This is a genomic window from Streptomyces sp. BYX5S, assembly GCF_054724165.1.
In genome coordinates this window covers 4,055,610-4,069,233 of record NZ_CM138829.1, presented here as the reverse complement: position 1 = coordinate 4,069,233, position 13,624 = coordinate 4,055,610, and the positions used below count along the sequence as shown (strand labels likewise).

Here is a 13,624-nt window from a genome sequence, read left to right as displayed (position 1 = left end):
ACCTACTTCTTCGTCAGGGCGGCGACGACGCCGTCGATGTACTGCTCCATGGACTTCGGGCCGCCGAACAGCCAGGTTCCGTCGGGCAGTCGATGCACGTCACCGGCCTTCACGAAGGGCAGCGACTTCCACACGGAGTTGTCGGCGAGGTCCTTGGCGAAGACGTCGGAGCCGCCCGCCTTCTTGTTGCCGATGTACGCGAACTGCGTGTCGTCGTCGAGCTTGGTGAGGCCCTCGACGTCGGTGGTGGCCAGGCCGTAGTCCTTGTCGCCCTTGACCGTCCAGGCGTTCTTCAGACCGAGTTCCTCGTTGACCGCGCCGAGCAGCGAGTTGCTGGTGTAGGCGCGCACGGAGACCTGGTTGGAGGCCGCGTAGCCGTCGGCCATCGCGAACCGCGTGCCGTCGGCGCCGGCGTCCTTGAGCGCCTTCTTGCCCTCGGTGACCTTGGCCTCGTACGCCTTCTTGGCGGCCTTGGCCTCGTCCTCCTTGCCGGTGGCCTTGGCGATGGTGTCGAGGGTTTCGAACATCGTGCCGATCTGGTCGGCGCCGTCGGCCGACTCGACCTGGAGGACCGGGGCGATCTTCTTCATCTGCTTGACCGCGGAGGCCGAGAGGTCGGTCGTCGCGACGATCAGGTCGGGGGTGATGCCCGCGATGCTGTCCATGCTGGGCTCGCCCCGGGTGCCGATGTCCTTGGGCGAGTTGGTGAGCGGCGCGGCGGTGTCCCAGGCCTTGTAGCCCTTCACGTCGGCGACGCCCGCCGGGTCGACGCCGAGCGTGACGAGGGACTCGACGACGTTCCACTCGGTGCCGACGACCTTGGTGGCCGGGCCGTCCAGGGTGACCTTCGAGCCGTTCGCCCCGGTGAGGGTGATCTTCTCGGACGTGGTGTCGGAGCCGGCCTTGGCGGGCTCCGAGGAGCCGCAGGCGGACAGGACGAGGGCCGCGGCGGCAGCGCTCGCCGCGATGATCAGGGGGCGTCTCATGAGGTGCTCTGGAGCCTTTCGCTTCTGCTGTGGTGACGGCCTATCGCGCGGGTGCGCAGCCGCCCGGTGAAGGGGTCGGTGTCGACGTCGACACGGATGCCGTACGTCTCGGTGAGGCGCTCGGAGCGCAGTACGTCCTCGGGGGCGCCGTCGGCGATGACGCGGCCCGCGCTGAGCAGCGCGATCCGGTCGGCGACGGCCGCCGCCTGGTCGAGGTCGTGCAGGACGACGCCGACGGCGATGCCGCCGTCGTCCGCGAGGTCCCGCATGAGGTCGAGGAGTTCGATCTGGTAGCGCAGGTCGAGGTAGGTGGTCGGCTCGTCGAGGAGCAGCACACCGGTCTGCTGGGCGAGGCAGCTCGCGAGCCACACGCGCTGCAACTGGCCGCCGGAGAGCTGGTCGACGCCCCGGTCCGCGAGCGACTCCACGCCGGTCTGCGCCAGGACCCGGTCGACGACCTCGGGGCCTTCGGCGTCCGCCTGCCCCCACCGGCCCCGGTACGGGTAGCGGCCGAACTCGACGACGTCACGCACCGTCAGGCCGCCCGGCGTCGGCCGGCTCTGCGTCAGCAGGGCGACGCGGCGGGCGAACTGACGGGCGGTGAGGTCGAAGCCGTCGGCGGCGTCGGACGTTCCCGCGTCGAGGGTCAGGGTGCCGTGCCGGGGGCTCTGCAGCCGGGCGAGGGTCCGCAGCAGCGTGGACTTGCCGCTGCCGTTCGGACCGACGAGCGCGGTCACCCGGCCGGGTTCGAGGACGAGGGCCGCGTCGTGCACGACGTCGACGCCGTCATAGGACACGGTTACGTGCTCGGCCGACAGTTCGTGACCGCGCGGACGTGGGGCGCTACCTGCGCGTTCACCAGATCTCACGAGCCGAAGGTTAGCCTAACCTTATCTTCCGGGGAACCCCGGGGGTTGATCATCTCGACCCCTCGATCAGGAATGGATCCGGCGCACCGGGTTAACCGTCAGTGCAGCTCGTCCTGTACGACGACCGGCCCGACATCCGATGCGACGCCGGATCCGACCGAAGGGAGAAACCCCATGGCTCTGCGCAGCAACCCCAAGTACACCGTTCCCGGCCTCAAGGTCGACGAGGCGGGCGAACTGATCGAGATCCTGCAGATGCGGCTGCACGCCCTCAACGATCTGCACCTCACGCTGAAGCACATCCACTGGAACGTGGTCGGCCCCCATTTCATCGCCGTGCACGAGATGATCGACCCGCAGGTCGACAAGGTCCGCGCGATGGCGGACGACGTCGCGGAGCGCGCGGCGGCCCTCGGCGGCGTCAGCTGCGGCACCCCCGGCGAGCTGGTCGCCGCGCGGTCGTGGGAGGACTACAGCGTCGGCCGGGCCGACGCGATCGCCCACCTCGGCGCCCTCGACGTCGTCTACACCGGCGTCATCGAGGACGTCCGCAAGGCGGTCGACCGGACCGGCGAGATCGACCTGGCCACCCAGGACCTGCTCATCGGGCAGCTGCGCGAGCTGGAGCAGTTCCAGTGGTTCGTCCGCGCCCACCTGGAGACGGCGGGCGGCTCGCTGCGCACCGGCGACGCCGACACCGAGACGGAGGCGGCGCAGCAGGCCGTTCGGTGACGCCCGCGGGCCCGAACGTGTGACTGCGCCCCGCCGGTCCCCCACCGGCGCCGCGCTCCGGACCTACCGTGGGGGTTCGTCAACCGTGAGTCGAGGTGACACGACGTCACGTCGACCGTGAGGAGCTCTCATGTCCGACGAAGAGCCGCAGCGCACGAAGAAGTTGGGCGTCGAGATGCGGCGGGTGTCGCTGGACGACGGCAGCGTGATGACGATCGTGTGCGACGCGGGCCTGTCCGAGCAGGACGTGCGCTCGCGGGCGACGCGCATCGCGGAGCAGAACCGGCGACAGTAGACCCGCCGCCGCACCCGCCGGCCCCACGTGACCCCTGTCACGTGGGGCTTTGCCCGTGAGGCAAGCGATATGCCTCGACTTCAACAATCTGTTTATGATCACCGGGCCCCGCCACCCCCTGCCCGGAGTTCCCTTTCGCATGACCACGCCCCCGTCCGCCGCTTCCCGACCGCACCCGCTGCACGTCCTGCGCGCCACGTCCTTCGCGATCGGTGCCCTGCTCGTACTCGTCGGCGTCGGCGTGCTGCTGAAGCAGCCGCTTCTGATCCCCCCGCTCGCGGCGAGCGCCGCCCTGGTGCACGGGGCGCCGGGACTCCCGATCTCCCAGCCGCGCAATCTCGTCGGCGGTCAGCTGCTCTCCGCCGTCGTCGGGTTCGGGACGCTCGCGGTGACGGGGAGCAACGGCTGGGGCGCCGCGGTCGCCGCCGGGCTCTCGCTCGGGGCCATGATGCTCACCCACCTCTCGCACTCCCCCGCCGCCGCGACGGCCGCGATCGTCGTGCTCCAGGCCCCGCACCCGCTGCCCTTCCTGCCCCTCCTCGCGCTCGCCGCCGTGCTGCTGGTCGCGGTCGGGCTGCTGCCGGGGCGGATCGGCGGACACCCGGTCCGCTACCCGTTGAACTGGTGACCGAGGCGCGTAACCTGTTAGTGTTCTTGGACCTTTCGTAGATCGAGGAGAACGAACATGGCGGTGGACGACGACATCTCCGGGTGATACCCGGCTCCGTCAGGCCAGCGGCCGGTGCGTGGAAGCACCGCCTCGGTGGCCTCTCAGTCGTCCCCTTTTCCTGTTCCGGGCAGCCGCACCGGTCTGCCCGTCTCTCACGTGAGGTCCCCTTCCGTGTCCGACGCCTTCGTCGTCTGCTCGAACCTGTCCTTCTCCTGGCCCGACGACACCCCGGTGTTCGACGGCCTGTCCTTCTCCGTGCCGTCCGGCCGCACCGGGCTCGTCGCCCCGAACGGCGCGGGCAAGAGCACGCTGCTCAAGCTCGTCGCCGGTGACCTGAAGCCCACCGGCGGCTCCGTGACCGTGCAGGGCGTGCTCGGCCACCTCCCCCAGAACCTGCCGCTGGCGGGCTCGCTCACCGTGGCCGAGGTGCTCGGCGTCGCCGACGTCATCAAGGCCCTGGACGCCGTCGAGTCCGGCGACGTGAGCGAGGAGCACTTCACCGTCATCGGCGACGACTGGGACATCGAGGAGCGCACCCGCGCCCAGCTCGACGGTCTCGGTCTCGGCTCCCTCGACCTCGACCGGCGCCTCGACACACTCAGCGGTGGCCAGATCGTCTCGCTCGGCCTCGCCGCCCAGCTGCTGCGCCGCCCCGACGTGCTGCTCCTCGACGAGCCCACCAACAATCTCGACCTCGACGCCCGGCGCCACCTCTACGACGTGCTGGAACGGTGGAACGGCTGCCTGCTGCTGGTCAGCCACGACCGTGCGCTGCTCGACCGCATGGAGCGGATCGCCGAGCTGCACCACGGGGAGCTGCGCTGGTACGGCGGCAACTTCACCGCCTACGAGGAGGCGGTGAAGGCCGAGCAGGAGGTCGCCGAGAAGAACGTCCGCAACGCCGAGCAGGAAGTGAAGCGCGAGAAGCGGGAGATGCAGCAGGCCCGCGAGCGCGCCGAGCGCCGCGCGAGCAACGCCGCGCGCAACCTGAAGAGCGCCGGCCTGCCGAAGATCTTCGCCGGGAACATGAAGCGGGGCGCCCAGGAGTCCGCCGGCCGTGCCGGTCAGACGCACGCCGCGCGGGTCGGCGAGGCGAAGGCGCGCCTGGACGAGGCGGAGCGCGCCGTGCGCGACGATCCGCGCCTCGTCCTGGATCTGCCCGACACCAAGGTGCCCGCGGGGCGCACCCTCGTCACCGCCGAGCACGCGCAGGTCCGCCGCGGCGAGCGGGACCTCTTCGCCGCCGAGGGCATCGACTTCACGGTGCGCGGACCCGAGCGGATCGCACTGACCGGCCCCAACGGGGCGGGGAAGACCACCCTGATGCGGCTCGTGAGCGGTGACCTCCAGCCGAGCGGCGGCAGCGTCAAGCGGGGCGACGGCCGGGTCGCCTATCTGTCGCAGCGCCTCGACCTGCTCGACCCCGAGCGCACCGTCGCCGAGAACTTCGCCGCGTTCGCGCCGGGACGCCCCGAGGCGGAGCGGATGAATCTGCTGGCCCGGTTCCTGTTCCGCGGCCCGCGCGCACACCTTCCGGTCGGGGTGCTGTCGGGCGGGGAGCTGCTGCGGGCCACGCTGGCGTGCGTGCTGTGCGCCGAACCGGCGCCGCAGCTGCTGCTCCTCGACGAGCCGACGAACAACCTGGACCTGGTCGGCGTCGGTCAGCTGGAGAGCGCGCTCGGCTCGTACCAGGGCGCGTTCATCGTGGTCAGCCACGACGAGCGGTTCCTGGCAAGGATCGGGGTGGAGCGCCAACTGCGGCTCGCAGACGGCGTGTTGACCGACGTGGGGGCGCCCGAGATGTGACCCGCGGGCGTGACGACCCGGCCCGCCCCGAGGCACCCGCCCGGCGGGCCACCGACCTCACGTCGAACGGAACACCTCTCATGGCTGAACCCGCCCTTGTCGCCCACGATCTGATCCGCACCCTCGGCGACCGCCGCGTCCTGGACGGGGTGTCGCTCACCGCCTCCCCCGGCCGCCGCATCGGCCTGATCGGGGAGAACGGAGTCGGCAAGTCCACTCTGCTGCGGCTGCTCGCCGGCGCCGACACCCCCGACTCCGGCAGCGTCGTGCGACCGCCCGACCTCGGTTTCCTCCAGCAGGAGGCGCCCTACGACGCCTCCGCCACCCTCGCGGACGTGCTGGACGACGCGCTGCGCGAGACCCGCGCCCAACTCGCCGAGCTGGACCGGCTCGGCGAGGAACTCGCCCGCGCCCCCGAAGGCACCCCCGCGTACGACGAACTGCTCAGCACCTACGGGCAGTTGCTGGAGAGCGCGCGGGAGCGCGAGGCGTGGGACGCGGACCGGCGCGCCGCCCTCACCCTCGCCGGTGTCGGTCTCGGCGGGTTCGCGCCCACCCGCACCCTGGGCTCGCTCTCCGGAGGGCAGCGCGGCCGGCTCGCGCTGGCCGCGCTGCTGGTGCGCCGCCCCACGGCGCTCCTGCTGGACGAGCCGACGAACCATCTCGACGACGACGCCGCGCTGTTCGTGGAGGAGCAGGTGCGGGCGCTGCCGGGCGCGGTCGTCCTCGCCAGTCACGACCGCGCGTTCCTCGACGCCGTCTGCACCGATCTCGTCGACCTCGATCCGGCGGTGGACGGGCCGGTGCGGTTCGGCGGCAACTACACCGCGTACCGCGCGCAGAAGCGGGCCGACCGGGAGCGCTGGGAGCGACGTTTCACCGAGGAGCAGGAGGAGTTGGCGGCGCTGCGGCAGTCGGCCGGTGTCACGGCGCGCCGCGTCGCCCCCGACCGCGGGCCGCGCGACAACGAGAAGATGGGCTACGGCGTCCGCGCGAACCGGGTGCAGAGCCAGATCGCACGCCGGGTCCGCAACGCCACACGGCGTCTGGAGGACCTGGAGCGCACCCAGGTCGCCGCGCCTCCGCCGCCGCTGCGCTTCCACCCCCGGCACCTGGCGGGAACGGACCCCGACGCGGCCGACGAGCCGCTCGTGTCGCTGCGCGCGGTCCGTGTCCCCGGGCGGCTGTCGCTGGACCGCCTCGACGTGACACCCACGGACCGGCTGCTCGTCACGGGCGCCAACGGCACCGGGAAATCAACGCTGTTGGCGGTGCTCGCCGGGCACCTCGCGGCGCGGGGCGAGACGCTGCGCCGCGAGGGTCTGACGGTGGGACTGCTGGCCCAGGACACGGTGTTCGCGCGACCGGAGCGCACCGCACGGGAGGTGTACGTACGGGAGTTGGGGTTCCGGCGGGCCGAGGCGGTGCCGCTCGGTGACCTCGGGCTGCTGCGCCCCGCCGACCTCGGCAAGCCCGTCGGCCGGTTGTCGGTGGGGCAGCGCCGCCGGCTCGCCCTGGCCCTGCTGGTGGCGGACCCGCCCGAGCTGCTGCTGCTCGACGAGCCGACGAACCATCTGTCCCCGACGCTGTGCGACGAGTTGGAGGACGCGATGGGCGCCGGGCCGGGGGCGATCGTCGTCGCGACCCACGACCGCTGGCTGCGCGTCCGCTGGCAGGGCCGTGAACTGAGGCTCGGGCAGGGCGCGGACGGCGCCTGACGGCCGCGGGCTACCAGCGGTCGCGGTGCACCACGTCCGCGACCGGCCTGCGGCGCACCGGGCCGAACCGGCCGAGCGGCCAGCCGACCGGGACGGCGGCGAACGTCCGCATGTCGTCGGGAATGCCGAGCGCGGCCTTCCACTCGTCCTCCAGCATCAGGTGCCAGATGGTGATGTTGGCGGCGAGTCCGAGGCCGCGCGCGGCGAGCAGCAGGTTCTGTACGCCGGGGTAGACGCAGGAGCCCTCCGCGAGCGCGGCGAAGCGCTCCTGCGTGCTCGCCATGGTGGCGGTCGCGGCGGGTCCGAGCGCGGCGACCGAGGCCAGCAACCCCTCTTCGTCCAGGCGTGGTTGAGGGAACTGGTAGCAGGGAATGACGAGGGCCGGTGTGTCGGCGAAGTGGTCGCGCTGGTACTCGATGGCGGCGACCATCCGCCCGTACGCCGCGTCGTCCATGCCCTCGGGCGCGTACTTGCCGGTGGTCGCCAAGTAGGCGTCCACACAACGCCTCCACAACGGTTCCAGTTCCGCCATGACACCGCGATCGGTGACCACGACGTACTCATAGCGCTGCATGTTGCCCCCGCTGGGACCCCACACAGCGGCCTGTATCAGCCGTTCCAGCAGCTCGTCGGGGACGGGATCGGGACGCAGTCGGCGCATGGCGCGCATCGTGGCCATGGTGTCGAACAGGCTTGGTTCGTCGGCGACTTGAGGTGTCTCGGCGGGCGTGAACGCTTCAGTCATGATCGCGAGTGTAGGGGGCTTTCACGCCAAACCACCCTCCGCTTTCACCCATCCTTCGAGCCGAAACGCCGAGTTAACCCACGGGCCACCTTTGCACAGTTAACCTGTCTCTTGACCTTCAGTTGACCGTACGTTGACGAGTTCTTGGCCAGAGAGGCGTGGGAAAAACATGTCCCGAGGTGGGCGGAAGCGCTCGGCGATGGCATATGTCATCGCCCTGCTGCTCGCGCTCCCGCTGCTCGCGTCCGCACATTCGTTCGCGCCCGCACACACCTCGATCGCCGCTCCGGCCGATGCGAACGCCTGCCACGGCGAGGCCTCGGCACCCCAGGGACCGGCGGAAGCGGTACGTACGCGCGACCGCCGGCAGGCGGCGCCGGGCGCGTCCCGGCTCCCCGGCCCCTGCGACCGGACACCCGCGCCGCACCACGCCGTCGCGCCGGCCACCTTGCCCGACGCCTCGCACGTCCGTCCGGACAGATGCGTCGACGAACGGTCGGCGGCGTCACTGCAGGTCTTCCGCTGCTGATCCAAGACAGCTGACCCCACCCTGTCCTGCCCGTCCGACGCGCCTCGAAGGCGCGCCAGGAGGAATCACCACACATGCAGCCCCTCATCGACAACGCCCGCACCTTCGGCTCGCGCCCTGAGGAGTTCGCCAGTCACGCCGACGGCCAGTCCCCACAGGTCCTCTTCATCACCTGCTCCGACTCTCGCGTCGTGCCGGCCCTGATCACGGGCGCCCGCCCCGGTGAGCTGTTCGAGCTCCGCACCGCGGGCAACATCGTGCCCCCGTACGCCGGAGGCACCCCCACCGGGGAGACCGCCACCATCGAGTACGCCGTGGAGGTCCTCGGCGTCAAGGACATCGTCGTGTGCGGACACTCGCACTGCGGGGCGATCGGCGCGCTGGTGCGCGGCGACGACCTCGCCGGTGTGCCCGCCGTGCGGGACTGGCTCGCGCACGCCGCGGACGAGCCCGGCACGTGCGACCCGGCCGATGTCACGGTCGCCCCTGCCGTTCAACAGCACGTCCTCGCCCAGTTGCTCAGGCTGCGCTCCTACCCGTGTGTGGAGAGTCGGCTCGCCGACGGCCGCATCACGCTGCGCGGCTGGTACTACGAGGTCCACACCGGCTGCGTGCGCGAGCACCGCGTCGACACCGACGCGTTCGAGACTCTGTGAGCGTCACCATGACCGACACCACCCCCCACACCTCTCCCCCCACCTCCAAGTTCCCGCATCTCAAGGCGGACTTCACCGCGTCGCTCGTGGTGTTCCTGGTCGCGCTGCCGCTGTGCGTCGGCGTGGCCGTCGCCTCCGGCGTACCCGCCGAGATCGGCCTCATCACCGGCATCGTCGGCGGCATCGTCACCGGCCTGATGCGGGGCAGCAGCCTCCAAGTGTCCGGCCCCGCGGCCGGGTTGACCGTTCTCGTGTACGAGGCGGTGCAGGAGTTCGGGCTGCCCGTGCTCGGCGTCATCGTGCTGGTGACGGGTCTGCTCCAGATCGCCATGGGCGCGCTGAAGGTGGGCCGCTACTTCCGGGCCATCTCGGTCTCCGTGGTCGAGGGCATGCTCGCCGGCATCGGCCTGGTCCTGATCGCGGGCCAGCTGTACTCGGTGCTCGACGCCAAGGCCCCCGAATCGGGGCTCGGCAAGATAGCGGGGCTTCCGGGGGCGTTCGTCGACGCGCTCGGCAGCACCCGGGCGCTGACATCGCTCGCCCTGGGCGCCGGGACCGTCGCGGTCCTGGTGCTGTGGAAGTACATGCCCAGGAAGGCCCGCGTCGTTCCGGGTCCGCTCGCCGCGGTGGGTCTCGCGATGCTGGTCGCGTTCCTGTTCGACGCGCCGGTCGCCATGGTCGAGGTCAACGGCCTGATCGGCTCGATCCAGCCGCCGCCCCTCGACGCGTTCGGTGAACTCGCCACCGTCGGACTGCTCGGCACGATCGTGGCGTTCACGCTCATCGCGTCCGCCGAGTCCCTGTTCAGCGCGGCGGCCGTGGACCGGATGCACGACGGTCCGCGCACCGAGTACAACAAGGAACTCCTCGCGCAGGGCGCGGGCAACGCGGTGTGCGGTGTGCTCGGCGCTCTGCCGATGACCGCGGTGATCGTGCGCAGCTCGGCCAATGTGCAGGCCGGGGCCAGGACGACGGCCTCCCGGGTCATGCACGGTGTGTGGCTGCTGCTGTTCGCCGCGCTGCTGCCTGCACTGCTCGCGTACATCCCGATCCCGGCCCTCGCGGGTGTGCTGGTGCACGCCGGGGCGAAGCTGGTGCCCGTGCGGGCGCTGGCGAAGCTCTGGCGCGAGCACCGCGGCGAAGCGGTGATCCTGGTCGTGACCGCGGTGTCGATCGTGGCGATCAGCATGTTCGAGGGCGTGCTCATCGGTCTGGCCCTGTCGGTCGTGAAGACCGCCTGGGACTCCTCGCACGTCAAGCTGGAGGTCATAGACAAGGGCGCGGGTCCGGTGCAGGCGCACCTGTCCGGCAACGCGACGTTCCTGCGGCTTCCGAAAATCCTCGACAGCCTGGAGGCGCTTCCGCAGAATCGTCCCGTCGAGCTGAACCTGTCGGGTCTCCACCACCTGGACCATGCGTGCCGCACGGCCCTGGAGAGCTGGGCCGAGCGGCACAGTTCGGCGGAGACGGAACCGGTCAAGGTGACGTCCGGCTGACGGTCGCTTCCCCCGAAGGCCCCGGTTCCCGTGCGCGGCACGGGAACCGGGGCCTTCGGGCGTGTGTCGATACGGGCGTGTGTCAGTCGACGACGGCCGCGACGGCCTCCACCTCGACGAGCTGGTCGGCGTAGCCGAGCACGGTGACACCCATCAAGGTGCTGGGCACGTCGTGGTCCCCGAAGGTGTCGCGTACCACCTCCCAGGCCGTGACCAGGTCCTCCTGCCGTGTGGAGGCCACGAGGACGCGCGTGTTGATGACGTCCTCCAGGGTGGCTCCGGCCGCGTCGAGGGCGAGGCGCAGGTTCGCGAGGCACTGCGCGGCCTGACCCGCGTAGTCGCCGACGGCGACGGTGGAGCCGTCCTTCGCCAGCGGACAGGAACCGGCGAGGAAGACGAGCCGTGCCTCGGCCGGGGCCGTGGCCGCGTAGGCGTACTGGGCGATGTCGGAGAGGTTGTCGGATCGGATCAGGGTGACGGCGCGGGCCACGGGGTTCCCTTCGGGCGGATGCGGTGGGACGTCATCGTGCCACGGCATCCGCCCGCCCGGACCGTCAGCGCCGCGCGGGCAGTTCGGCGCACGTGGAGGCCGCCGGCTTGCCCGAGAGGCGGTCGGAGAGCCAGTCGATCGCGGGGCCCTGGTCGGTGAGCAGCGGCGCGAAGTGGTTGATCAGCGCGCGGCCGACGTCGGGGAGGTCGACCCCCTTGTACGTGACCTGGGCGCCGCGCCCGCACCAGTCGACGGCGAGCTGACGCGCCTGGCCGTGCGGGACGAGGTTGTCGCTGATGCCGGTGGCGACGCGGACCGGGCTCTGCGGTTCGATGGTGCCGATCCGCTGCTGGGCGAGGAACTCCTGGAGGCGCGGTTCGGCCTTGATGATCTCTTCGAGGGTCTTGCCGTCCTTGGTCCAGGCCGAGCTCTTCTTCGACGAGTAGCCGAGGATCGCGTCGCCGACGCACGCCGTGGACAGGTCCTTCAGGGCGGCCCGGCCCTTGTCGTTGAGGTACTTGTCGGCGATCTGCCGCAACTCCGGTTCGGACTGCAGGAATCCGTTGAGCGACCAGCCGAGCGCGCCGACGAGGTCGGTGCCGTCGATGGCCGCGGTCGTCGCGGTCAGATCGGCGGGCGGCGCCCCTGCGTACGTGCCGGAGAGCGTGACGTCGGGCGCATAGGTCGGCTGGAGTTCGGCGGCGGCCGCGGTGGCGCCGCCGCCCTGGCTGTAGCCGAAGAGGCCGACGCGCGAGTCGGTGGTGACGGTCGCGTTCTTCAGGGCGCGGGCGGCGCGCACGGCGTCGAGCACGGCGTGCGCCTCGTCGACCCGGTTCACGTAGGTGTGCAGCCGGTCGGTGGCGCCGAGGCCGATGTAGTCGGTGACGACGACGGCGACGCCCTTGGCGAGGAGGCGGTAGATCGCCAGGTCCTCGTAACCGGCCACCAGCGTCTGGCCGTTGAACACGATCGGGTGCTCCAGGCCCATCGACGCTGCGCACTGGTCGCCCTGCCCCTGGGTGCCGGGCGCGAGGGCGACGAGCGGGCGGGGTCCGGAGCCGCGCCACTTGGCGGTGGGCTCGATGTACGCGCCCGTGGCCGCCGCGGGCCGCCCGTTCGAGTCGGTGGTCCGGTACATGATGCGGGTCGCCTTGCCGGGCAGCGGGCCGTTCAGGCCGGGCAGGGTGAGGGCGAGCGGGAGCGGCTCGTCGCGGATCAACGTGCCGTTGGCGCCCGGCAGTTCGGCGGGCGGGTTGTAGAACGCGGGGATCGTGACACCGCGCGAGACCTCGTTCTCCGAACCGGTGGCGGCTGCGGCGGGTACCGCCTGGGCGCCGACGCATGCGGCCACGGTGACGGCGGCGGCCAGCAGACGGGTGGGTGCGGGCATGGCGAACCTCCGGTGTACGGGCGGGGGCCCAGCCCCCGACGGGCGGCAGTCGGCCGGAAATCCGGGCAGGCCGACGACGCGTCGCGGCCGGTCGTCCCACCGTCCTCACGCGCCTTGCGGGACGCTATCCACACAGGCGTTACCGCGGGTAGCACCGGGAAGGTTACGGTTCAGTAATGCAGGTTCGCGGCAGCTGCCGCACGCGTCACCGGGCGGCCGCGCTCACGCCTGCTCGGCGTCGAGCCCGAGGACGTCGCGGACGGTGCGGACGACACCGTTGTCGGTGTTCGCGGGGGCACGCAGGCGGGCACGGGCCAGGACGTCGGGGTGCGCGTTGGCCATGGCGTAGGACCAGTCGGCGGCGTCCAGCATCTCCAGGTCGTTGCGGTAGTCGCCGAAGACCATGGTCTGGGCCGGGGTGACGCCCAGGGCGTCCTGGAGCCTGCGGACGGCGACGCCCTTGTTGGCGGCCGGGTTCATCACGTCGATCCAGTGCCGGCTGGAGACGACGACCTGGTGGGTGTCGCGCAGGGGCGCGAGGACCGGGGCGGTGGTCTCCTGCGCCTCGCCGAAGTCGAAGAGCGCGACCTTGACGAACTCGTCCTCCACGGCGGTGGCGTCCGTGACGATCTCGTGGGCGGCGTAGTACGTGCGGACCTGCTCCATGAACGCCTCGTCGGAGCGCTCGACGTACGCGGACCGCTTGCCGCAGACGACGACGCCCGCGTCGGCCCCGCCTTCGTCGACGAGTTGGCGCACCGACTTCACGATCCACTCGACGACACCGGGCTCCAGGGTGTCGGAGCTGACCTCGGCGCCGTCGCGCAGGACGTACGCGCCGTTCTCCGCGACGTAGACCATGCCGCCGTCGTCGACGGCCGCGAACTGCGCGGCGAGCGTGGCGTACTGGCGGCCGCTGGCGGGGCAGAAGGCGATGCCGCGCTCGTTCAGTTCCGTCAGGAGCGGCCAGAGGGACGCGGGTATGTTCCCGTCGCCGTCGAGGAGCGTGCCGTCCATGTCGGTGACGATCAGACGGATGTCGGCGGGGGTGACGGCGGACGGCCGGTGGTGCTCGATGCTCACGAAGAGGTCCTGGTTCGGTGGTGCGGTGTGCCTGGCCACGGGCGTGCGCGCGGCTCCTTCAGTCTAGATCCGGTCCCGCTCCGGCCGGGCCGGGCTCTTGATCATGCCCACGTGTGCGCCGTACGGTTCCGGCACCCGCCCCGCCGCATCCCCGCGTAC

General features: G+C 71.5%; 14 protein-coding genes. 8 read left to right on the top strand and 6 right to left on the bottom strand.

Annotation, left to right across the window (positions count from 1 at the left end):
- Positions 1 to 2 precede the first annotated feature (2 nt).
- Positions 3 to 986 carry an ABC transporter substrate-binding protein gene (locus tag ACYBSK_RS18480; RefSeq protein WP_460246888.1) on the bottom strand — a complete coding sequence of 328 codons (984 nt, stop codon included), beginning with the start codon at positions 984 to 986 and terminating at the stop codon, positions 3 to 5.
- Positions 983 to 1,855 carry an ABC transporter ATP-binding protein gene (locus tag ACYBSK_RS18475; RefSeq protein WP_457478230.1) on the bottom strand — a complete coding sequence of 291 codons (873 nt, stop codon included), beginning with the start codon at positions 1,853 to 1,855 and terminating at the stop codon, positions 983 to 985. Before ACYBSK_RS18475 ends, ACYBSK_RS18480 begins: the two co-directional genes overlap by 4 nt.
- A 174-nt stretch (positions 1,856 to 2,029) precedes the next feature.
- On the opposite strand from ACYBSK_RS18475, the gene ACYBSK_RS18470 reads away from it, so the two are divergent.
- From ACYBSK_RS18470 to ACYBSK_RS18450, 5 genes are all read left to right on the top strand, one after another.
- Entirely contained in the window at positions 2,030 to 2,587 is a 558-nt protein-coding gene (locus tag ACYBSK_RS18470) for a Dps family protein (RefSeq protein WP_457478229.1), read from the top strand.
- A 130-nt stretch (positions 2,588 to 2,717) separates the two neighbouring features.
- The gene (locus tag ACYBSK_RS18465; RefSeq protein WP_457478228.1) at positions 2,718 to 2,882 is read left to right on the top strand and encodes a hypothetical protein; all 165 of its coding nucleotides are present in this window, start codon (positions 2,718 to 2,720) and stop codon (positions 2,880 to 2,882) included.
- 139 nt (positions 2,883 to 3,021) lie between these two features.
- On the top strand, positions 3,022 to 3,510 hold the full coding sequence (locus ACYBSK_RS18460) for an HPP family protein (RefSeq protein ID WP_457478227.1): 489 nt from the start codon (positions 3,022 to 3,024) through the stop codon (positions 3,508 to 3,510).
- Between the two features lie 213 nt (positions 3,511 to 3,723).
- A complete protein-coding gene (gene abc-f / locus ACYBSK_RS18455) occupies positions 3,724 to 5,358 on the top strand; it encodes a ribosomal protection-like ABC-F family protein (protein ID WP_460246887.1) in 1,635 nt (544 codons plus the stop codon).
- 80 nt (positions 5,359 to 5,438) lie between these two features.
- Positions 5,439 to 7,076, top strand: a complete 1,638-nt coding sequence (locus ACYBSK_RS18450) for an ABC-F family ATP-binding cassette domain-containing protein (protein WP_460246886.1) — start codon at positions 5,439 to 5,441, stop codon at positions 7,074 to 7,076.
- 10 nt (positions 7,077 to 7,086) lie between these two features.
- Here ACYBSK_RS18450 and ACYBSK_RS18445 read toward each other — a convergent pair whose 3' ends face one another.
- Positions 7,087 to 7,821, bottom strand: a complete 735-nt coding sequence (locus tag ACYBSK_RS18445) for a nitroreductase family protein (protein WP_460246885.1) — start codon at positions 7,819 to 7,821, stop codon at positions 7,087 to 7,089.
- Between the two features lie 199 nt (positions 7,822 to 8,020).
- On the opposite strand from ACYBSK_RS18445, the gene ACYBSK_RS18440 reads away from it, so the two are divergent.
- The 3 genes from ACYBSK_RS18440 (at position 8,021) to ACYBSK_RS18430 (ending at position 10,502) form a co-directional block, all read left to right on the top strand.
- Positions 8,021 to 8,350, top strand: coding sequence for a hypothetical protein (locus ACYBSK_RS18440; protein ID WP_460246884.1), 330 nt, complete (start codon positions 8,021 to 8,023; stop codon positions 8,348 to 8,350).
- A gap of 74 nt (positions 8,351 to 8,424) precedes the next feature.
- Positions 8,425 to 9,006, top strand: a complete 582-nt coding sequence (locus ACYBSK_RS18435) for a carbonic anhydrase (RefSeq protein ID WP_460246883.1) — start codon at positions 8,425 to 8,427, stop codon at positions 9,004 to 9,006.
- An 8-nt stretch (positions 9,007 to 9,014) separates the two neighbouring features.
- Positions 9,015 to 10,502 carry a SulP family inorganic anion transporter gene (locus ACYBSK_RS18430; RefSeq protein ID WP_460246882.1) on the top strand — a complete coding sequence of 496 codons (1,488 nt, stop codon included), beginning with the start codon at positions 9,015 to 9,017 and terminating at the stop codon, positions 10,500 to 10,502.
- Positions 10,503 to 10,584: 82 nt separating this feature from the next.
- Here ACYBSK_RS18430 and ACYBSK_RS18425 read toward each other — a convergent pair whose 3' ends face one another.
- The 3 genes from ACYBSK_RS18425 to ACYBSK_RS18415 all read right to left on the bottom strand — a co-directional run bounded on the left by ACYBSK_RS18425 (position 10,585) and on the right by ACYBSK_RS18415 (position 13,465).
- Complete coding sequence (locus tag ACYBSK_RS18425; protein WP_457478220.1) at positions 10,585 to 11,040, bottom strand: RidA family protein; 456 nt, start codon at positions 11,038 to 11,040, stop codon at positions 10,585 to 10,587.
- Between the two features lie 16 nt (positions 11,041 to 11,056).
- Positions 11,057 to 12,382, bottom strand: a complete 1,326-nt coding sequence (locus ACYBSK_RS18420; RefSeq protein WP_460246881.1) for a lipase family protein — start codon at positions 12,380 to 12,382, stop codon at positions 11,057 to 11,059.
- Between the two features lie 222 nt (positions 12,383 to 12,604).
- Positions 12,605 to 13,465, bottom strand: coding sequence for a Cof-type HAD-IIB family hydrolase (locus ACYBSK_RS18415; RefSeq protein ID WP_460247055.1), 861 nt, complete (start codon positions 13,463 to 13,465; stop codon positions 12,605 to 12,607).
- Positions 13,466 to 13,624: the final 159 nt, after the last annotated feature.